The 19260-nt window shown below is 64.8% G+C and carries 17 protein-coding genes; 5 read left to right on the top strand and 12 right to left on the bottom strand.

Going from position 1 to position 19260, the window contains the following annotated elements; genetic code table 11:
• The first annotated feature begins 145 nt into the window (after positions 1-145).
• A complete protein-coding gene (locus tag E4K65_RS38080; protein WP_135178467.1) occupies positions 146-826 on the top strand; it encodes a GntR family transcriptional regulator in 681 nt (226 codons plus the stop codon).
• 41 nt (positions 827-867) lie between these two features.
• On the opposite strand, the gene E4K65_RS38085 is transcribed toward E4K65_RS38080, so the two are convergent.
• Complete coding sequence (locus E4K65_RS38085; RefSeq protein ID WP_167771493.1) at positions 868-1254, bottom strand: hypothetical protein; 387 nt, start codon at positions 1252-1254, stop codon at positions 868-870.
• Between the two features lie 72 nt (positions 1255-1326).
• Positions 1327-1590: a GlsB/YeaQ/YmgE family stress response membrane protein gene (locus E4K65_RS38090; protein ID WP_167771482.1), complete on the bottom strand. Its 264-nt coding sequence runs from the start codon at positions 1588-1590 to the stop codon at positions 1327-1329.
• 191 nt (positions 1591-1781) lie between these two features.
• Between E4K65_RS38090 and E4K65_RS38095 the strand changes: the two genes are divergently transcribed.
• Positions 1782-2687, top strand: a complete 906-nt coding sequence (locus E4K65_RS38095; RefSeq protein ID WP_135178469.1) for a transglutaminase family protein — start codon at positions 1782-1784, stop codon at positions 2685-2687.
• A gap of 46 nt (positions 2688-2733) precedes the next feature.
• Here the strand turns inward: E4K65_RS38095 and E4K65_RS38100 are convergent, their stop codons facing one another.
• The 3 genes from E4K65_RS38100 to E4K65_RS38110 form a co-directional block, all read right to left on the bottom strand.
• Complete coding sequence (locus E4K65_RS38100; RefSeq protein WP_235885916.1) at positions 2734-3474, bottom strand: hypothetical protein; 741 nt, start codon at positions 3472-3474, stop codon at positions 2734-2736.
• An 81-nt stretch (positions 3475-3555) separates the two neighbouring features.
• Positions 3556-3852, bottom strand: coding sequence for a hypothetical protein (locus E4K65_RS38105; protein ID WP_235885917.1), 297 nt, complete (start codon positions 3850-3852; stop codon positions 3556-3558).
• Between the two features lie 241 nt (positions 3853-4093).
• A complete protein-coding gene (locus E4K65_RS38110) occupies positions 4094-4918 on the bottom strand; it encodes an NAD-dependent epimerase/dehydratase family protein (protein ID WP_135178471.1) in 825 nt (274 codons plus the stop codon).
• 91 nt (positions 4919-5009) lie between these two features.
• Here E4K65_RS38110 and E4K65_RS38115 point away from each other — a divergent pair, with 91 nt between their 5' ends.
• Positions 5010-5978, top strand: a complete 969-nt coding sequence (locus E4K65_RS38115; protein WP_135178472.1) for an SMP-30/gluconolactonase/LRE family protein — start codon at positions 5010-5012, stop codon at positions 5976-5978.
• 263 nt (positions 5979-6241) lie between these two features.
• Here E4K65_RS38115 and E4K65_RS38120 read toward each other — a convergent pair whose 3' ends face one another.
• The gene (locus tag E4K65_RS38120; RefSeq protein ID WP_135178473.1) at positions 6242-7672 is read right to left on the bottom strand and encodes an aldehyde dehydrogenase family protein; all 1431 of its coding nucleotides are present in this window, start codon (positions 7670-7672) and stop codon (positions 6242-6244) included.
• A 291-nt stretch (positions 7673-7963) separates the two neighbouring features.
• Positions 7964-10327, bottom strand: coding sequence for a transketolase (locus E4K65_RS38125; protein ID WP_135178474.1), 2364 nt, complete (start codon positions 10325-10327; stop codon positions 7964-7966).
• A 133-nt stretch (positions 10328-10460) separates the two neighbouring features.
• Between E4K65_RS38125 and E4K65_RS38130 the strand changes: the two genes are divergently transcribed.
• Together E4K65_RS38130 and ppk2 are read left to right on the top strand one after the other, a co-directional pair.
• Entirely contained in the window at positions 10461-10922 is a 462-nt protein-coding gene (locus tag E4K65_RS38130; protein ID WP_027546512.1) for an Lrp/AsnC family transcriptional regulator, read from the top strand.
• Positions 10923-11011: 89 nt separating this feature from the next.
• A complete protein-coding gene (ppk2, locus tag E4K65_RS38135; RefSeq protein WP_135178475.1) occupies positions 11012-11932 on the top strand; it encodes a polyphosphate kinase 2 in 921 nt (306 codons plus the stop codon).
• Between the two features lie 155 nt (positions 11933-12087).
• Here ppk2 and E4K65_RS38140 read toward each other — a convergent pair whose 3' ends face one another.
• The 5 genes from E4K65_RS38140 to E4K65_RS38160 form a co-directional block, all read right to left on the bottom strand.
• Complete coding sequence (locus tag E4K65_RS38140; RefSeq protein WP_135178476.1) at positions 12088-13167, bottom strand: zinc-binding dehydrogenase; 1080 nt, start codon at positions 13165-13167, stop codon at positions 12088-12090.
• Positions 13168-13230: 63 nt separating this feature from the next.
• Positions 13231-14172: a DMT family transporter gene (locus E4K65_RS38145; protein ID WP_167771495.1), complete on the bottom strand. Its 942-nt coding sequence runs from the start codon at positions 14170-14172 to the stop codon at positions 13231-13233.
• A gap of 189 nt (positions 14173-14361) precedes the next feature.
• Positions 14362-15201 carry an aldo/keto reductase gene (locus E4K65_RS38150; RefSeq protein ID WP_135178478.1) on the bottom strand — a complete coding sequence of 280 codons (840 nt, stop codon included), beginning with the start codon at positions 15199-15201 and terminating at the stop codon, positions 14362-14364.
• A gap of 195 nt (positions 15202-15396) precedes the next feature.
• Positions 15397-16293, bottom strand: a complete 897-nt coding sequence (locus E4K65_RS38155; RefSeq protein ID WP_135178541.1) for an SMP-30/gluconolactonase/LRE family protein — start codon at positions 16291-16293, stop codon at positions 15397-15399.
• Positions 16294-16528: 235 nt separating this feature from the next.
• Positions 16529-19234, bottom strand: a complete 2706-nt coding sequence (locus E4K65_RS38160; protein WP_135178479.1) for a nitrate reductase — start codon at positions 19232-19234, stop codon at positions 16529-16531.
• Positions 19235-19260 lie beyond the last annotated feature (26 nt).

Consider the following 19260-nt stretch of genomic DNA (forward strand, 5'->3'; position numbering starts at 1 on the left):
GTACAGCCTGTCCCTCGATTGTCAATAAGATAGGCGCGTATCCGGCAATTTCTGGATTTTTGCACCGCCGAACGACCGGATTATTGACAATCTGGGCCTTCCCTGCTCCACAGGACAGACCGGCACGGGGCCGGAGGCCGAGGGGATGCCCGAGAATCACACCGCAGACAGCATGACGGTCCGGCGCGACGATCCGGACGACGTGGTCGCGCGGCTGGAGGAGGACATCATCTTCGGCCGGCTCGCGCCGGGCGCACGCCTGACCGAGGACGCGCTGATGTCGGCTTACGGCACCTCGCGGCACTTCGTGCGGCAGGCGCTGGTGGATGCCGAGCGGCGCGGCATCGTTCGCCGCGAGAAGAACGTCGGCGCCACCGTGCGGTTCTATTCGGCTGACGAGGTCCGGCAGATCTACGAGGTCCGGGAGATGCTGACCCGGCAGGCGGCGCTGATGATCCCCCTGCCCGCACCGCAAGGCCTGATCGACGAGCTGACCGCGCTACAGCGGCAATATTGCGCGAAGGCGGACATGCAGGATCTGCGCGGCATCCACGAGGCCAACGACGCCTTCCACCTCGCGCTGTTTTCCGCCTGCGGCAATCCCTATCTGGTGCGCTCGCTCCAGGACTACATGAACCTGACGCTGCCGATGCGTGCGAAGAACCTCGCCGACCGCGACGGGCTCGCGCAATCGCGGCGCCAGCACGAGCTGATGATCGAGCTGCTTAGGGGACGCGACAGCTGGGCACTGGCCCAGCTCTGCGTCGACCACATGCAGTTCAGCAAGTCGGATTATCTGGCAAGGATTGCGGGGGAGACAACTTAAGCCCCGGAATGGCAGGTTGTTCGCATCGCGCCGCGCGCAGCTCAATACCGCCTCAGCAGCCCTTGCTCCACGCTGGTCTCGCCATAATCGGCGCAGGCCCTTTTCGGGTTTCTGATCAAGTCCGTCCGGACGCGCCTGAACGTTTTGCGGGCCGCGTCGGACACTTCGGGACGGAATTTGCGGGGATCGTAGCTCTCGCCATCGCGGGCCTTGATGGCCGCAGCATAGGCGTCGATCATGGCCATCGCGGCCTCAGGACTGCCGAGCAGCCGGGCGCCGAGTTGAACGCCGCCGGCACCATCAACCTCGTAACCGTCGCATCGTTGCTCCAGCACTACGGATGCGGTGACGAGCTGGTCGAGGAACATCGCTTCGGCATCGCTGAGCATGGCGGCTTGCGCCGGTCCTGATACGATCATCGCGAGCATCGCGACGACTGTCAGCACGATTTCCACGATCGTGTTGCTTGCGGTCACCACGCGGCAGAACATTTGGATTGCTCAGGCGCGCCCCTGACGACCCATGAAAAGGCCGTACAGAAACAGAAGGATGATTGCACCGACCACGCTTCCGATGAAGCCGGCGCCCTCCCCGAACCGGTACCATCCCACGGCCTGGCCGAGCCAGGTCGCAACGAACGCGCCGACAATTCCCAGCACCGTGGTCAAAATGAACCCTTTGGGCTCGGACTTGTCGCCGGGCATGATGAACTTCGCGAGCAGTCCGACGAGAAATCCGATGATGATCGTCCAAAGGATGCCCATGTCCATCGCTCCATTCGGCCAATTCGCACATCAACGTCTGAAGGAATGCGTGATCGCTTGATGGGCCAGACGATGCCGGGAATGACGTTGATCTAGATCAATGGGCCAAAGCAGCCGAGCCGAAAGCTGGAGGCGCTCTTCCTGTGTGAGACGGCGCTCAACGAGCCCCGCAACGCGAAGCGGAATGATGCATGGCGATCATCGGCGAGATCACGCACACGACGACCTATCGCTATGCAAAGCCGGTGACGTTCGGCACGCACCGGGCCATGTTCCTGCCGCGGCGCGGGTCCTCGACCCGGCTGCTTCGCTGGTCCGCCTCGACCAGCCTGCCGTCAAAGGTGCATTGGGTCACCGACTCCCGCTCCAATGCCGTCACCGTGATGGACTTCAGCGAGCCCGGCAGCGAGCTGACATTCACCTTCAAGGTTCGCGGCATCTATTTCGGCATCAAGGGGCTGGAGACGTTTCCGCTGGAGCCGCGGGCCGAGGAAGTCCCCGTGCAGTATACGCCGGACGAGTGGACCGATCTTGCAGGATACCTGCGTCCGCATGCCGACGATCCAGACGGCAGCCATGCGGCATGGACCAAAAGCTTCGTTGCCGGCGATCAGGATCGGACTGCCGACCTGCTGCGCCGGATGCTGGGCACGTTTCGCAGCGACTTCAGCTATCGCGGGAGAGACGCGGAGGGCACCCAGTCCCCTGTGGAGACGCTGCGCACGAAATCCGGCACCTGCCGGGACTTCGCCTGGCTCATGATCGAGACGTTGCGCCGCCTCGGCTTTGCCGCGCGCTTCGTCAGCGGCTATCTCTATGATGCAGCGCTCGATGGCGGCGCCGTGGGGATGACCGGCTCCGGCGCCACCCATGCCTGGGTGCAGGTGTTCCTGCCCGGCGCCGGCTGGCTCGATTACGATCCAACCAACAGGCTGAGCGCCGGCTTCGACCTCATCCCAGTGGCCATAGCGCGGCACCCGGGGCAGGCCGTGCCGCTGGCCGGCTCGTGGTACGGCGATTCCGGCGACTACCTCGGCATGTCGATCAATGTTGCCGTTCACAAGCTCGGCGAAATGCTCGATCCTTCGGAGGGATAGGCGACAGGCGCTGCGTTCAAACGTCCCAAGGCCGGGCGAGGGCAAGTCAGTGAGAGAAAACGCGCGTGCCAGGAGTCCACGGCCGTTGGCTTCCGACCGGACTGGCCCCGATTTCCCAGCCCGCGCCACCCCACAGGGCGTCAACCACGCCAAGATCGCCCGTGCCGTCACGGACGAAGAAGAGGTTCGGAACGGAGCTGGTCTGCAGCGCCCCGCTTTCGCCGTTGGCCTGCTGCTTCAAGAGACACCAGATATCGGCAAGCTTGCTCTCGGCGCGTGGGCCCAGCTCACCGAGGATCTGCACGGCACTCGAGGATTTATTCAGGACATGAGTCTGCAGAGACGTAGCGTCCGCAGCTTCGACCTTCACGGCGAACCGGCGCGCAAAGGTCGCCCCAAGCCACGAAATCTTGACAGTCGCGGTCGGCGCAATGTCTTCCCTGAAATGCTCGCTCGCAACGAAGGATTCGGAACCGGGAATGGCGGCCGTCGACGGGGGATCGAGGGGTTCACCGGGCTTGCGCTTGAGCGAACATTCGATCCTGGCGCGGGGAGCAAGCGACGCCGAGCTGCCGCCATCAGACTTGTTCTCGTCGGCACGCGCGCTGAAACTGGATGCCGCCAGAACAATAACGAGCCACGTGTTGAGCGCTAAGCGGCGCATTGTTTGGCGTCCTTGAATTGCCGATTCAAGAACAAGGTAAACTGTAGATTGCGGCTGTAAATCGAGGATTAGGTTTCTGGTTAAGCTTAAAGCAAGGAACTTATTTGAGAGAAATGCAAACAATCTCCGGAACCATGTGCGCCACCCGGCCGCAGCGCGCAACGTAGCCGGACACCTCCAAAGAGGAACTGACGCGCGCCCCTTCTACTTGCCTGCCAGGCGCGCGACAACCTTATCAGCTGGAGGAACCTGCGAGCCCGGTTCGGACACTGGCTGCGTCGAGATCCGGCAGCATCTTGCCTGTGCGTGAAGCGGATCGCTCCACATCCAGCGCACACGCCAGGCAGGATTGTAGGCGTAGGCCGGGATGCGCCAGAACCAGATGGATTCGTAGACGCTATCTCCGAATTGCCCCACATCCGGGCGTGGCGTTGGCCAGGAGGCTGCTGCGACGAGGACGACCGTCAATACCGCGGCCCCCGACAAAACCATCTTGCGCATCTTGCTTCCACAATCGCTGGAATGAAAAGGCGGTCACTTCCGCGTAAGGCAATGCATAGAAGAAACGCTCACGTGTTCCGACAATAGAACGCCTATTTCCAAAAACGGAAATCCGGAACTCTACGGTGTGGACGCAGACGTTAGTCGCAAGGGCCCTTCAGACCTGCTGCACAAGCGAACCTCTGCCGGCTCCGGAAAGCGGAGCCGGGGAAACGCAGCTACGTTCCTGCGAGCATCGACGCTACCGCTTGGTCCAATCGATGATACGGCTCGCATCGCCGTCGAACTCGTTGCTACAGAACGCGCCGCCCTGGTAGTGGTCGCCGATCGGATCCGGCTTCAGCTTGGCTTGCTCCGCCATCGCGTGCGCCACGTGATCCTCGGAGCGGCCGGTCGGGCGATAGCCGAACTCGTAGGCGCGGTGGTTGTCCCACCAGGCGCGCTCGTTGAGGGAGGCGCCGTAGAAGACCTCGAAATGGATGTCGGGATGTTCGAGCCCGATGCGGCAGAGCTGCACGAGGTCGTCGGGCTTGAGCCAGATCGAGAGCCGGCGCTGGTCGAGCGGCATGTCGCCGAAATTGCCGATGCGCAGGCACGTCACCTTCAGCCCGTGCTTGTCGGCATAGAGCGCGCCGACCGCTTCACCGAACACCTTGCTGACGCCATAGCGGCCGTCGGGGCGCGGGGTGACGTTGGTGCCGATCTTGTGATGGCGCGGATAGAAGCCGACGGCATGGTTCGACGAGGCGAACACCACGCGCTTGACGCCCTTGCGGTAGGCGGCCTCGAACAGATTGTAGCCGCCGATGATGTTGGCCTGGAGGATGTCGTTCCAGGGGCCTTCGACCGAATAGCCGCCGAAATGGATGATGCCGTCGACGCCCTCGCAGATCGCCTCGCACTGCGCGAGATCGGCGAGATCCGCCGCCTTGAATTTTTCGTTCGCGCCGAGATCGGCGGGCGGCTTGATGTCGGAGAGCAGGAGATCCGGATAGATCGGCGGCAGCAGCTTTCGCAGGCTCGTGCCAATTCCGCCCGAAGCTCCCGTCATCAAAATACGCGGCATGTCTTCCCTCGCCTGTGGTGACCGATTTGCGGCCGTAGATAACTGATGCTAGCAGACTTGGACAGAGGGAACGCAACAACGAGACCTGCACATGAACGATGCATCGTCCCACACTCAAGGCTGGCGGCCGGCGACGTATTACCCCGATCCGGCGATAAAAGCACTCGATCCCCGCTTCGAAAAATACTGGCTGAAGCTTTCCGCCGTCGAACGTCTGGCCACCGGCCTGCGCTGGGCCGAGGGGCCGGTCTGGTTCGGCGATGGGCGGTATCTGCTCTGCAGCGACATCCCGAACCAGCGCATCATCAAATGGGAGGAGGAGACCGGCGCCGTCTCGGTGTTCCGCAAGCCCTCCAATTTCGCCAACGGCAACACCAGGGATCGCCAGGGCCGGCTCGTCACCTGCGAGCATGGCGGCCGCCGCGTGGTTCGCACCGAATATGACGGCAGCATCACCGTGCTGATGGATTCCTTTGGCGGCAAGCGGCTGAACTCGCCGAACGACGTCGTGGTGAAGTCCGACGGCTCCGTCTGGTTCACCGATCCGACCTTCGGCCTGCTCGGCAATTACGAGGGCTACAAGGCCGAGCCCGAGATCGAGCCGAATGTCTACCGGCTCGATCCCGCAACCGGCAAGGCGACCATCGTCGCCGAGGGCGTGCTCGGCCCGAACGGTCTGTGCTTCTCGCCCGACGAGAAAATTCTCTATGTCGTGGAATCGCGCGGGGTGCCGAACCGCAAGATCCTCGCCTATGACGTCTCGCCTGACGGCACCACAATCTCCAACAAGCGCGTGCACATCGACGCAGGTCCCGGCACGCCTGACGGCATGCGCTGCGATATCGACGGCAATCTCTGGTGCGGCTGGGGCATGGGCGATCCCGAGCTCGACGGCGTCGTGGTGTTCGCGCCCGACGGCGTCATGATCGGCCGCATCGCCCTGCCCGAGCGCTGCGCCAATCTCTGCTTCGGCGGCGTCAAGCGCAACCGCCTGTTCATGGCGGCGAGCCAGTCGATCTACGCGCTGTATGTGAACACACAGGGCGCGGTGGGGGGATAAGCTTCGCGCCGCCCTGTAGCCCGGATGGAGCGTAGCGTAATCCGGGAACCGTTCCCGCATTACGCTTCGCGCTATGCGGGCTACGATTTCACGAAGTCCCTCCGCCGTCATTGCGAGCGAAGCGAAGCAATCCAGAGTCTTTCCGCGGAGATAGCCTGGATTGCTTCGTCGCAAGAGCTCCTCGCAATGACGACCGAAAAACAAAAAACGCCGGAGCGGTTTCCCGCTCCGGCGTCATGTTCTCGTTCTTCAAGCGATAGAGCTTACGCCGCGTTGAAGCCGGCGACGGCCTTCACCTCGAGGAAGTCCTCGAGGCCGTACTTGCCCCACTCGCGGCCGTTGCCGGACTGCTTGTAGCCGCCGAACGGCGCGGTGCGGTCGTTGGGCACGCCCTGGAGGTTGACGTTGCCCGCGCGGATCTGCCGGCCGACGCGCTTGGCGTCCTCAACCGAAGCGCCCGTGACATAGCCCGCGAGACCATACGGCGTGTCGTTGGCAATGTGCACGGCCTCGGCTTCGTCTTTGGCGCCGATGATGGTCAGCACGGGTCCGAAGATTTCTTCGCGGGCGATCGTCATCTCGGGGGTGACGTCGGCGAAGATGGTCGGACGGACATAGAAGCCCTTGTTGACGCCCTCGGGCAGGCCCGGGCCGCCGGCGACGAGCGTTGCGCCCTCGTCGATGCCCTTCTTGATGAGGCCTTGGATCTTGTCCCACTGGCCGCGGTTGACCACGGGGCCGATGGTGGTGCCTTCGGCGCGCGGATCGCCCGCCTTGGTCTTGTCGGCGACGGCCTTCGCGATCGCGGCGACTTCCTTCATCTTCGAGGCCGGCACGATCATGCGCGAGGGCGCGTTGCAGGACTGGCCGGAGTTGTTGAACATGTGCATCACGCCGCCGGTCACCGCCTTGGTCAGGTCGGCGCCTTCGAGGATGACGTTCGGCGATTTGCCGCCGAGCTCCTGGCTGACGCGCTTCACGGTCGGCGCGGCGCGCTTGGCAACGTCGATGCCGGCGCGGGTCGAACCGGTGAACGAGATCATGTCGATGTCGGGATGCTCGCTCATGGCGGCGCCGACCTCGGGGCCGAGGCCGTTGACGAGGTTGAACACGCCCTTCGGCACGCCGGCTTCATGGAGGATTTCCGCGAAGATCAGCGCCGAGGTCGGGGTGAACTCCGACGGCTTCAGGATCATGGTGCAGCCGGCGGCGAGCGCGGGCGCGACCTTGCAGGCGATCTGGTTGAGCGGCCAGTTCCAGGGCGTGATCATGCCGACCACGCCGATCGGCTCGCGCAGCACCATGGCGGTGCCGACCGGCTCCTCGAAATGATAGTTCTTGAGCACGTCGAGCGTGGTCATGAGATGGCCGAGGCCAGCGCCGGCCTGGAGTTTCTCCGCCATCGGCAGCGGGGCACCCATCTCGTCGGAGACGGCGGCGCCGATCTCCTTGAGGCGGCCCTTGTAGATCTCGATCACTTTCGTGAGCAGCGCGACGCGCTCCTCGCGGCTGGTCTGGGAGAACGTTGCAAAGGCGCGCTTGGCAGCGGCAACGGCCTTGTCGACATCGGCCTTGGAGCCGAGCGCAACCTCGTACATCGCCTCTTCCGTCGCCGGATTGACCACGGCGGTGGACTTCTTGACGGCGGGATCGACCCAGGCGCCGTCGATGTAGAATTGCATGCGATTGACCATCGTTAACCTCTTCTTGGGGGCATGGTGGGGGCGTTTCGGCAGGCATCCTTGCACGAAAGCGCCGGCAATTGAACCCGCCATATGCGGGGCCAGCGTTGCGGCGGACGGAGGGTATATGAGCCGATGGCGGGAACGAGGCAAGGTCTCGCCACACTCACGGTGTCGTCCCGGCGTAGGCCGGGACCCATAACCACAAGATCCAGTTGGTTTGCTCAGGCGTCTACCGTCTGTCGACTACAACGCCCGCCGCGGAGTATGGGCCCCGGCCTTCGCCGGGGCGACGAGGAGTTTCTACACCGCCATCTTCCGATGCAGCACCGGCGCGCCGGTGGTGAGGCTTTCGGCCGCATCGATGATGGCGTTGGCGTCGATGCCGTAGTGGCGGTAGAGGTCGGCGATGGTGCCGGTCTGGCCGAATTGCTCGACGCCGAGTGCCTCGACGCGGTGGCCGCGGACGCTGCCGAGCCAGCCGAGCGCGGAAGGATGGCCGTCGATCACGGTCACGATGCCGCAGTCTCGCGGCAGCGGTGCCAGCAGCTTCTCGATGTGGCTGAGGTGCTGCACGCCGCGCCTGTCACGCCGCAATTTCCGTGCGGCGGTCCAGCCTGCGTGCAAGCGGTCGGCCGATGTGATCGCGAGCAGGCCGATGTCGCGCCGGCTCTCGCCGATGAAGCCGGTCGCCTCGATCGCTTCGGGCGCGACCGCGCCGGTATAGGCGATCACGAGTTCGGCATTGGGGCCCGGCTTACGCAGCCAATAGGCGCCGTCGGTGATGCCTTGCTGAAGCTCCGGCGTCATGATCCGCTGCGCCTGCTCAATGCTGCGCGTCGAGAGGCGCAGATAGACGGAACCGCCCTCGCCCGGATCGCGCTGCATGTGATTGAAACCCCAGCCCATGATCACGGCGAGTTCGTCGACGAAGGCCGGCTCGAACGAGGCGAGGCCATCCTGCGCCATGCCGATCAGCGGCGTCGCAATCGACTGGTGCGCGCCACCCTCGGGCGCGAGCGTGATGCCTGACGGCGTCGCCGCCACCATGAAGCGCGCATCCTGGTAGCAGGCATAATTCAGCGCATCGAGGCCGCGCTCGATGAAGGGGTCGTAGAGCGTGCCGACCGGCAAGAGCCGCGCGCCGTTGATCTGGTGCGACAGGCCGAGCGCCGAGAGCATGATGAAGAGGTTCATCTCGGCGATGCCGAGCTCGAGATGCTGGCCCTTGGGCGAGGCGTCCCAGTTGTAGGTAGAGGGAATTTTCTCGCTGCGGAATAAGTCCGCCTTCTCGGCGTTTGCGAACAGGCCGCGCCGGTTCACCCACGGGCCGAGATTGGTCGAGACGGTGACGTCGGGCGAGGTCGTGACGATGCGCCTGGCGAGCTCGCTGTCGCCGCGCGCGATCTCGTTCAGCACGAGGCCAAAGCCCTGCTGGGTGGACATCTGCGGCGACGGCTTGAAGGCGAGCTGCTGTGGCACCTCGACGACGGGCGCGGTCAGCCGGCGGCCGTCCTGGTTGAACGGCACGCGCGCGAGGAAGGCGTCGAGCTCGGCGGGAGCTAGCGCGAGGCCCTCGTACTTGTCCCATTCGTGGCCGGGCCGGATGTTCTGGCTCTCGCGATATTTCTCCATCTGCGTGACCGTCATCAGGCCGGCATGGTTGTCCTTGTGGCCCTGGAACGGCAGGCCGACGCCCTTGATGGTGTAGGCGATGAAACAGACCGGGCGATCGTGGTCGATGGATTCGAACGCATCCAGCATGCTCGCCATGTCGTGGCCGCCGAGGTTCGACATCAGCGCCAGCAGCTCCTCATCGCTGCGCTTGTCGATCAGCTTGGTGATCGGCCCCTGGTCGCCGATCTCGTCGTGCAGATGCTTGCGGAAGGCCGCGCCGCCCTGGAAGCACAGCGCCGCATAGAGCGCGTTCGGGCAATTGTCGATCCAGCGCTTGAGCGCCTCGCCGCCGGGCTCGGCGAACGCCTCGCGCATCAGCCGGCCGTATTTCACGATCACCACGTCCCAGCCGAAATTGCGGAACATGGTCTCGAACTTCTCCCAGAGCCCTTCGCGCACGACGGCGTCGAGCGACTGGCGGTTGTAGTCGACCACCCACCAGGTGTTGCGCAGGCCGTGCTTCCAGCCTTCTGCCAAGGCTTCGAAGATGTTGCCCTCGTCCATCTCGGCGTCGCCGACCAGCGCGATCATCCGCCCTTCGCGACGGTCCTTCATCCAGCCATGCGCCTTGACGTAATCCTGCACCAGCGAGGCGAACAGCGTCTGCGCGACGCCGAGGCCGACCGAGCCGGTCGAGAAATCGACGTCGTCGACGTCCTTGGTGCGCGAGGGATAGGACTGCGCGCCCTTGAAGCCGCGAAAATTCTCCAGCTTCTCGCGGCTCTGCCAGCCGAACAGATACTGGATGGCGTGGAACACCGGGCTCGCATGCGGCTTCACCGCAACGCGATCCTCGGGGCGCAGCACGCTAAAATACAGCGCCGACATGATGGTCGCGAGCGAGGCGGAGGAGGCCTGGTGGCCGCCGACCTTCAACCCGTCCGCGTTGGAGCGGATATGGTTGGCGTGGTGGATGGTCCATGACGACAACCACAGCGCCTTGCGGGCCAGGGCAGTCAGGGTTTCGAGGCGCGCGGAATCGACGGGCATGGCGATGCTCCGGAAAATGACGCCCCGATGATACGCCTGCCGGCCCCGCCAAACTTCTCAATTTTTCGCGCCATACCTGCCGATATTGGGATATTTTACCAATCGAAAGCCCCCTGACCCAGGTTTCATCCCAATGCCCGAGCTCGACGCCATCGACCGCAAAATCCTCAGCTACCTCCAGAACGACAGCCGCCTGACCATGCAGGAGCTCGCCGACAAGGTCGGGCTCTCGGTGTCGCCCTGCCACCGCCGGGTCAAGCTGCTGGAGGAGCGCGGCGTCATCTCGCGCTATATCGCGACCGTGGACCAGAAGGCGCTCGGCCTGCATGTCAGCGTCTTCATCTCGATCAAGCTGGCGCGGCAGAAGGAGGAGGACCTCAACCGCTTCGCCCGCGCGATCTCGAAATGGGACGAAGTGCTGGAGTGCTATCTGATGACCGGCAACCGCGACTATCTCCTGCGCGTCGTGGCGGCCGATCTCGCTTCCTACGAGACCTTCCTGAAGACCAAGCTGACCCGGCTCGACGGCATCGCCTCGATCGAGTCGAGCTTTGCGCTGAGCCAGGTGAAATATTCGATCGCGCTGCCGGTATGACGGTCTGCCGGGCCGCCGGTGTCACATGGACGCAATAATGCCCGCCGATGGTCGTGGGGACATTGGCATCTCAGCCGAGAGAAGGATCCATGACGACAGCCGACCGCCCCACCGACGCCGCCATGCGCGACCGTTTCTTCCAGGAGATCGCCGACGATCTCGACGAGGAGCTGGAGCTCGAGCTCGACGACTCCAGGCTCGACGGACTGCTGGACGAGACCGGCACGCTCAATCCGACGGTGGACCGCAGGCTCTATTTCAGGGAACTGCTGCGGCTGCAGGGCGAGCTGGTCAAGCTCCAGGATTGGGTGCAGAGCGAGAAGAAGAAGGTCGTGGTGCTGTTCGAGGGCCGCGACTCCGCCGGCAAGGGCGGCGTGATCAAGCGCATCACCCAGCGCCTCAATCCCCGCATCTGCCGCGTCGCCGCCCTTCCGGCGCCGAGCGAGCGCGAGCGCTCGCAATGGTATTTCCAGCGCTACGTGGCGCATCTTCCCGCCGGCGGCGAGATGGTGCTGTTCGATCGCAGCTGGTACAACCGCGCCGGCGTCGAGCGTGTGATGGGCTTCTGCTCTGAGGACCAGTACCAGGAGTTCTTCAAGACGGTGCCGGAGTTCGAGCGGATGCTGATCCGCTCCGGCATCATCCTGGTCAAATACTGGTTTTCGATCACCGATGACGAGCAGCAGTTCCGCTTCAGTATGCGCATCAGGGATCCGCTCAAGCAGTGGAAGCTGAGCCCGATGGACGTCGAGGCGCGCAGCCGCTGGGAGCAGTACACCAAGGCCAAGGAGACGATGCTGGAGCACACGCACCTTCCGGATTCGCCATGGTGGATCGTCGACGCCGTGGACAAGAAGCGCGCCCGGCTCAACTGCATCTCGCATTTGCTCAGCCAGATCCCGTACCAGGAGGTCGGCCGCGTGCCGGTGGTGCTGCCGCCGCGCGTGCGCAATCCCGACTATCACCGCGGGCCGGTTCCGCCGGACATGTATGTGCCTGCGAAATACTGACGAAGTCTCGTAGGGTGGGTTAGTCGAGCAGATGCGCGAAGCGCGTCTGATCGGCGTAACCCACCTCTTCTGTCACCGCTGCAAGAGAAGTGGTGGGTTACGCCGTGCGGACTGCGTTTCGCGCATCTGCTCGACTAACCCACCCTACGAAGCGATCACCGCCACGGCTGCACGATGATCTTGGTGTGCGCCTCGGGATTGGCGAGGTCCGCGAAGGCCTTTGCGACGCCGTCGAGGCCGACCTCGGCCGTTACCATTGCTGCGGCGTCCACCTGCCCTTCGGCGATCAGGCGCAAGGAAGCTGCGAACTCGTCCGGCGTGTAGCCGAGCACGTACTGGACGTTGAGTTCCTTCATGATGCCGAGCATGGGCTCGTTTCTGTCAGTCTCCATGCAGACGCCGACCACCACGATGCGCGCATCACGCGGGGCGCCCTCGAACACCTGCTGCAACAGGCCCGGCACGCCGACGCATTCGAAGATGATTGCGGGCTTCAGCGCCGGCAGCATGGCCTGCAACGGCGGCCGCGCCGCCTTCTCGGCCTCCGACATCTGGGCGTGCTCGGCCCAGGTCGCGTAGGGCTGCGACACCTTGGGATCGACGACGATATCGGCGCCGAGCCTCGCCGCCAGCGCCCGCCGCGCCGGCGAATAGTCGGCGGCGACGATCGGATGCAGACCCCTGATCTTCAGCGCGGCAATCACCGCGAGCCCGACCGGGCCGCAGCCGATGACGAGCGGCACCTCGCCGCCGCTTATGTTGGCTTTTGCCACGGCGTGGACACCGACGGCGAGCGGCTCGGTCAGTGCGGCATGTTCGGGAGCCAGACCGTTGGGCACCTCGAGCAGCAGCGCTTCGCTCAGCAGCATCGCTTCGGCATAGCCGCCGATATTGTCGTTGGAATAGCCGATGCCCTCGATGCCCTGCGGCGTCACCAGGGCCGGCAGCGAGCAGACATGGGTGCCGGGCTTGAGCTTGCGCGCGGTGCCGGGACCGTAGTCGACGATCTCGCAGCAGAATTCATGACCGAACACGACGTCGCGGGCGAGGTCCATAGGCTTGCGGCCGACCTTCCGCGCCATCTCGACCATGCGGTGGGCGTGCTGGCGCGCATGCAGGTCGGAGCCGCAAATGCCGCAGGCGAGCGTCTTGACCAGCACCTGGCCGGGCCCCGGCTTCGGCTCGACCATCTGACCAACGACAATCTCACCGTTCCTGAAGATCGCAGCGCGCATCCGGCTCCTCCCGTATTGTTGTTGGAGCCGTTGATAGCACGACGCGCGATGCGCGAACTTGCGTCAGGCGTTCGGGGAACGCTCTTCCAGCACCAGGAGCTGGGCGCGGCGGACGCGCTCGCGATGGGCGATGTAGAGACCGCTGGCGACAATAAAGGCCGCGCCGACGACGGTCCAGATGCTCGGCACCTCGCCGAAGATGAAGAAGCCGAGAATGCTGACCCACAACAATTGCGAGTAGGAGAACGGCGCCAGCACCGAGGCATCGCCGTAGCGATAGGCGAGCACGACGATCCACTGGCCCGCCGTGGAGGCGACGCCGATGAAGATGCCGAGCGCAATCGCGGTCCAGGACGGTGTGACCCAGACGAACGGCACCATCGCGGTCAGGATCGCAAGACCGGTCAACGAGGAATAGGCCATGGTGGTGACGACCGCCTCGCGACCGCTCATCATGCGGGTCAGGATCAGCGTGCCGGCCCAGCAAGCGGCCGAGATGACCGGGAAGAACGCTGCGAGATGAAACGCGCCGGTGCCCGGGCGCAGGATGATCAGCACGCCGATCAGGCCGAGCGCGGTGGCGAACCAGCGGCGCATGCCCACCTTCTCACCGAGGAAGACAATGGAGAGCGCAGTGACGAACAGCGGTGCGACGAAGCCGGTTGCGGACGCTTCCGCGATCGGGAGGAAGCGCAAGCCCGTGATGAAGAACAGCGAGGAGCCGAGCAGCACCGCGCCGCGCATCACATGCAATCCGAGGCGCTCGGTGCGCATCGCGTAGTACGGCGAGGACCGCAGCATCACCGGCGTGAATATCAGCGCGAAGGTGAGAAAGCGGATCCAGGTGATCTGGATCGACGGCAGGCTGGTCGAAAGATATTTCGCGGTGATGTCGGAGCAGCCGAGAAATACCGTCGACAGCAGGATCAGCGCGATGCCCTTGAAGGGATGGTCGACGCGCGCAGGCGCGCGGCGGCCGACGTTCTTCTTCTCCGGCATAGGCATGGAAATACTGTCGAGCCTTGCGGCTACGGCGGGCGGCGGAGTCACGGCAGAAACTCTGGGAAAACGCGAATCGGGGACGGCTGTAAAAAACGACAAATGCGCCGCTTTCACAACTTCCGAAAACAGGATGCCGATATGCGCTGAGGGCTGCGCGCGTCAATATTCCATTAAGAATGCGCGCTTGCTGCACTACAGCATGGGAAGACCTCGCGGCTTCGGACCGCGCGGAAACGCCGCATCAAGCGCCGCAATCTCCTCTTTCGCCAACACGAGATCGCCGGCGGCCGCATTCTCGCCGGCATGTTCCGCCGACGACGCCTTCGGGATCGCGAACACCGTAGTTGCACGGGTGAGGAAGCTCAGCGCGACCTGACGCGGTGTCACGCGCCGCGCCTCCGCGATGCGCGCCAGCACGGCGCCGCCCTTGCTGTTGCTTGCGGGAAAATCGTCATGGCCGAACGGAGAGTATGCGACGACCGCGACGCCATGCCGCTCGCACCACGGGATCACGGCATGCTCGATCGCACGTTCCTTCAGATGATAGAGCACCTGATTGCAGGCGATGCGGCCCTCGCCCGCGACATCGAGCATCTCGTCGAGATCGTCGGCATCGAAATTGGAAACGCCCCAGGATTTGATCTTGCCGGCCTTTGCCAGCTCCTCGAACGCTGCGACGGTGTCTTCGAGCGGATAGGAGCCGCGCCAATGCAAGAGATAGCAATCGAGCCGATCGGTCTTGAGCCGCTTCAGCGAACGCTCGCAGGCGGTAATCGTGCCGCGGCGCGACGCATTGCTCGGTAGCACCTTCGAGACGAGGAACACGTCCTCGCGCCGGCCAGCGATCGCGTCGGCAATGACGAGCTCGGCATCGCCATACATCTCGGCGGTGTCGATATGGGTCATGCCGAGATCGAGCCCGCGCTGAAGCGCTGCGATCGCGCGCTTGCGATCGCCATGGTCGAGATACCAGGTGCCCTGCCCGATGACGGAGACGTTGGCGCCGGTCTTGCCGAAGGGGTATGTGTTCATGTTCGCTCCGATCTTCGCTGTTCATTCCCCCTCTCCCCGTTCTTACGGGGCCGCGACGAGCTTCGCTCGCGCTGAGAGGGTCGGGGTGAGGGGCTGCGTCCGCAAAGTCTGTGACAGTTAGACTCGCGGAGACTCCCCCTCACCCGCCGCGCTACGCGCGTCGGCCTCTCCCCGCAAACGGGGAGAGGCGAAGGACTACAATCCGCCGATGTCCGCGACCAGCACGCTGCCGGTCGCGGACTCCGTGATATAGAGACGATCCTTGTTTTCGCCACCGATCGCGACATTTGTGCAATTCGGCCCCGCACAGGACTTGATCCGCGCGATCAATTCGCCGTTCGGCGCGAACACGAAGACGTGGCCAAGCGAGGCGTGGCCGACGAACAGGCGGCCACGCGCGTCCATCGTCATGCCGTCGGGACCGCTGGTGCCGAACAGCGAGCAGAAGCGGCCGACCTTCGAGACGCTGCCGTCCTTCATGAACGGCAACCGCCACACCGCGTTGTCGCGTGTCATCGCGACGAACAGCACGGTCTCGGTGGGATCGAGCACCAGGCCGTTCGGACTGATGCCGGTGTCGATGAGGCAGTCGAGCCTGCCGCTCGGCGTCAGCCGGTACACACGGCCGCTCGGATCGTGCAGGCCGGTCTGACCCTGATCGGTGAAATAGATGTCGCCGCTGGAGGCCAGATGCAGGTCGTTGCAGCCGCGGAAGGATTCCGAATTGCGCGCGGTCAGGAAGGGCTTGATGCGGCCGGCCGTCGCATCGAGCTCCATGATGCCGTGCATGTAGTCGGCGACCAGGATGCGGCCGTCGGCCGCGATCTTCAGTCCGTTCGGCCAGCCTTCATATTCGACGATTTGCGACCATTCGCCGTCAGGCGCGATGCGGAAGATGCGGCCGAAGGGAATGTCGACGATGTAGAGATTGCCGTCCTCGTCGAATGACGGCCCCTCGATGAAGCTATCGGTCGCAACACCCGGCCGGTTGGCATCGGCCCAATCCGTCCGCACGCCCTTGCGGCGGAACTTGTCGGGCATGGCGGAGAAGAGTGTCGTCTCGATGAGACGCGGCGGCGTTTCCAGGTACATCATGGTTGTTATGGGTGCTGCTGATGGGGGAGCGCGGCAACATAGGGCACAATCGAGGGCGCGTCGATTGGGGCGGAGGCATGGCGTCCCGCCCTCACCGTCATTCCCCGCGAAAGCGGGGAATCAAGTACGCCGCGGCCTCACCGCATAATCACAGGTGTCTCGGCGTACTGGATCGCCCGGTCAAGCCGGGCGATGACAGCGGAGTCCCCGGCAACGACCGAGAACGTCGCCCCTACCCCGCTGCGCCCGCGACCTTCGCCTGCTTCACCGGCGCTACCTCCGTCGTCGCGATCAGGCGCTTCAGCTCGGGGATGCAGGAGCCGCAATTGGTGCCGGCCTTGAGCCTGGCGCCGATCTCGGCCGTCGTGCGCGCGCCAGTCGCGATGGTGTCGCAAATGGTGCCGCGGCCGACGCCGAAGCAGGCGCAGACGATCGGACCGGTCGCGGCGGCGCCTTCGCTGGACTTGCCGGACAGCAGCATGCGGCGCTGGTCGTCGGTGACCTGATCGGCCACGAACAGACTCTTCACCACCTCCCAGTCGCCGGCATCATGGGCGGGTCCGACGAACAGGCAGGTCTCGATGCGATCGCCCGCGAACGAGGCCGCGCGATAGACGCCGCCGCCGAAATCGCGGTACTCGGCGACATCCTCGCCGGCGACACTCTCGAGCCAGGCGGGCCAGCGCGACAGATCGGCGTTGTCGGCGAAGAGATAGCCGAAGCCGCCGCTGACCGTGACGCGCGTCCACAGCAGATTGGGCGGCAGATCGAGCTGTTTGCGCGACAGCGCGAAGCCGCGGAAGACGTATTCATAGGGCGCGATCGCGGCCGGCGTCGCCTTCGATTCCGGCTGTCCCGAGAACGGGTCGGTGAAGGACTGCACCAGCGCGCCAACGCGGCCGTGCGAGGCGTTCATCGCGCTCCAGTGGATCGGCACGAACAGCGTGCCGCGCTGCTGCCGATCGCTGACGACCACCTTCAGGATGCACTGCCCGTAATCGGTGGTGATGCGGGCATAGCCGTCGTGGGCGATACCGTATTTGCCGGCGTCGCCTGGATGGACCTCGACGAACGGCTCGGGCAGATGCGCGCCTAGCCGCTGGCTGAGGCCCGTGCGCGTCATGGTGTGCCACTGGTCGCGGATGCGCCCGGTGTTGAGCCGCAGCGGACGCGACGCGCCGGTCTCGCCGCGCAGCGACGGCATCTCCGGCGCGACGAAGCGGCCTTTGCCGTCATTGGTGAAGAAGCCGCCTGTCGCAAAGAAGCGCTCGCCGGACGCCCCGCCTTCGCGCACCGGCCACTGCACGGGCTTCAAGGCGTCGAAGGCCTCGTTCGAGAGCGAGGTCAACGCACCGATGTCGAAATCGCGACTGCCGTCGTTCTCGAACGCCGAAAGCGCGGCGTGCTCGCGGAAAATATCGGCGGCGGATTTGTAGTCAAAGCTGTCGCCGAAGCCGAGACGTTTTGCGGTCTCGCTGAGAATCCACCAGTCCGGCCGCGCCTCGCCCGGCGCCGGCAGGAACGAGCGCTGGCGCGAGATGCGCCGTTCGGAGTTGGTCACAGTGCCCGACTTCTCGCCCCAGGCCAGCGCCGGCAGCAGCACATGCGGGCCCGCCTCGACCGTGTCGTTGGAGAGCACGTTCTCGGAGACCACGAACAGCTCGAGCTTCTTCAGTGCCTCGCGCACGAAGTCCGCATCGGGCAGCGACACCGCGGGGTTGGTGCCCATCACCCACAGCGCCTTGACCTCGCCGCGGTTGATCGCCTCGAACAGCTGCACCGCCTTCAGCCCCTCATGGGTAGCGATGCGCGGCGCCTTCCAGAACCGCCTGACACGGTCGATGTCCGGCGGCGTGAAGTTCATGTGCGCGGCGAGCTGATTGGCGAGACCGCCGACCTCGCGGCCGCCCATCGCGTTGGGCTGGCCGGTGAGCGAAAACGGCGAGGCGCCCGGCTTGCCGATGCGGCCCGTGGCGAGATGGCAGTTGAGGATCGCGTTGACCTTGTCGGTGCCCTGCGCCGACTGGTTGACCCCTTGCGAATAGAGCGTGACGACGCGCTCGACGTCACGGAACATCTTGAAGAAGGTCGCGACGTCCTGCTCGGAGAGGCCTGTGGCCAGCGCAGTCGCAGTGACGCTGCCGGCGATGTTGCGCGCGCGCGCCAGCGCGTCGTCGAAGCCCGACGTGTTGGCCGCGATGTAGTCCTGGTCCAGCGCGCCGCTGTCGGCGAGATGGACGAACAGGCCCGAGAACAAGGCGGTGTCGGTGCCGGGCTTCAGCCCCAGGAACAGATCGACATCGCTCGCGGTGTCGGTGCGGCGCGGGTCGATCACGATCATGCGGGCGCCTCGCTCCTGCCGGTTCTTCAGCATGCGCTGGAACAGGACCGGGTGGCACCACGCCGCGTTCGAGCCGACGAACACCAGCAGGTCGGCCTGGTCGAGATCCTCGTAGCAGCCGGGCACGGTGTCGGCGCCGAAGGCGCGGCGATGGCCGGCGACCGAGGACGACATGCAGAGCCGCGAATTGGTGTCGACATTGGCGGTGCCGACAAAGCCCTTCATCAGCTTGTTGGCGACGTAGTAATCCTCGGTCAGGAGCTGGCCCGAGAGATAGAACGCGACCGCGTCGGCGCCGTCGCGCGCCACGATGTGCTGCATGCGGTGGGCGACGTGGTCGAGCGCATCGCTCCAGGCGACGCGCTCCAGCACGCCCTTGCAGCGGATCATCGGGTAGAGCAGCCGGCCCTCCAGCCCGACGGTCTCGCCGAGCGCCGAGCCCTTGGAGCACAGCCGGCCGAAATTGGCGGGATGGTCCGGGTCGCCGGCGATCGCCGCTCCGCCCTTGCCGTCGGGCGTTGCGAGCACGCCGCAGCCAACACCGCAATAGGGGCAGGTGGTCTTGGTGGTCCGGAGCGTCGGGTCGATCGCCGTCATATCGAGCTGCCTTGTCAAGCCGCCTC

This window comes from Bradyrhizobium niftali (genome assembly GCF_004571025.1).
Classification (GTDB): Bacteria; Pseudomonadota; Alphaproteobacteria; order Rhizobiales; family Xanthobacteraceae; genus Bradyrhizobium; species Bradyrhizobium niftali.

Bases quoted from the DNA above. Each gene is read 5' to 3' on its own strand.
- E4K65_RS38080 (WP_135178467.1), top strand. From the start codon at position 146: ATGCCCGAGAATCACACCGCAGACAGCATGACGGTCCGGCGCGACGAT.
- E4K65_RS38085 (WP_167771493.1), bottom strand. From the start codon at position 1,254: ATGCTCGCGATGATCGTATCAGGACCGGCGCAAGCCGCCATGCTCAGC.
- E4K65_RS38090 (WP_167771482.1), bottom strand. From the start codon at position 1,590: ATGGGCATCCTTTGGACGATCATCATCGGATTTCTCGTCGGACTGCTC.
- E4K65_RS38095 (WP_135178469.1), top strand. From the start codon at position 1,782: ATGGCGATCATCGGCGAGATCACGCACACGACGACCTATCGCTATGCA.
- E4K65_RS38105 (WP_235885917.1), bottom strand. From the start codon at position 3,852: ATGCGCAAGATGGTTTTGTCGGGGGCCGCGGTATTGACGGTCGTCCTC.
- E4K65_RS38110 (WP_135178471.1), bottom strand. From the start codon at position 4,918: ATGCCGCGTATTTTGATGACGGGAGCTTCGGGCGGAATTGGCACGAGC.
- E4K65_RS38115 (WP_135178472.1), top strand. From the start codon at position 5,010: ATGAACGATGCATCGTCCCACACTCAAGGCTGGCGGCCGGCGACGTAT.
- E4K65_RS38120 (WP_135178473.1), bottom strand. From the start codon at position 7,672: ATGGTCAATCGCATGCAATTCTACATCGACGGCGCCTGGGTCGATCCC.
- E4K65_RS38125 (WP_135178474.1), bottom strand. From the start codon at position 10,327: ATGCCCGTCGATTCCGCGCGCCTCGAAACCCTGACTGCCCTGGCCCGC.
- E4K65_RS38130 (WP_027546512.1), top strand. From the start codon at position 10,461: ATGCCCGAGCTCGACGCCATCGACCGCAAAATCCTCAGCTACCTCCAG.
- ppk2 (WP_135178475.1), top strand. From the start codon at position 11,012: ATGACGACAGCCGACCGCCCCACCGACGCCGCCATGCGCGACCGTTTC.
- E4K65_RS38140 (WP_135178476.1), bottom strand. From the start codon at position 13,167: ATGCGCGCTGCGATCTTCAGGAACGGTGAGATTGTCGTTGGTCAGATG.
- E4K65_RS38145 (WP_167771495.1), bottom strand. From the start codon at position 14,172: ATGCCTATGCCGGAGAAGAAGAACGTCGGCCGCCGCGCGCCTGCGCGC.
- E4K65_RS38150 (WP_135178478.1), bottom strand. From the start codon at position 15,201: ATGAACACATACCCCTTCGGCAAGACCGGCGCCAACGTCTCCGTCATC.
- E4K65_RS38155 (WP_135178541.1), bottom strand. From the start codon at position 16,293: ATGTACCTGGAAACGCCGCCGCGTCTCATCGAGACGACACTCTTCTCC.
- E4K65_RS38160 (WP_135178479.1), bottom strand. From the start codon at position 19,234: ATGACGGCGATCGACCCGACGCTCCGGACCACCAAGACCACCTGCCCC.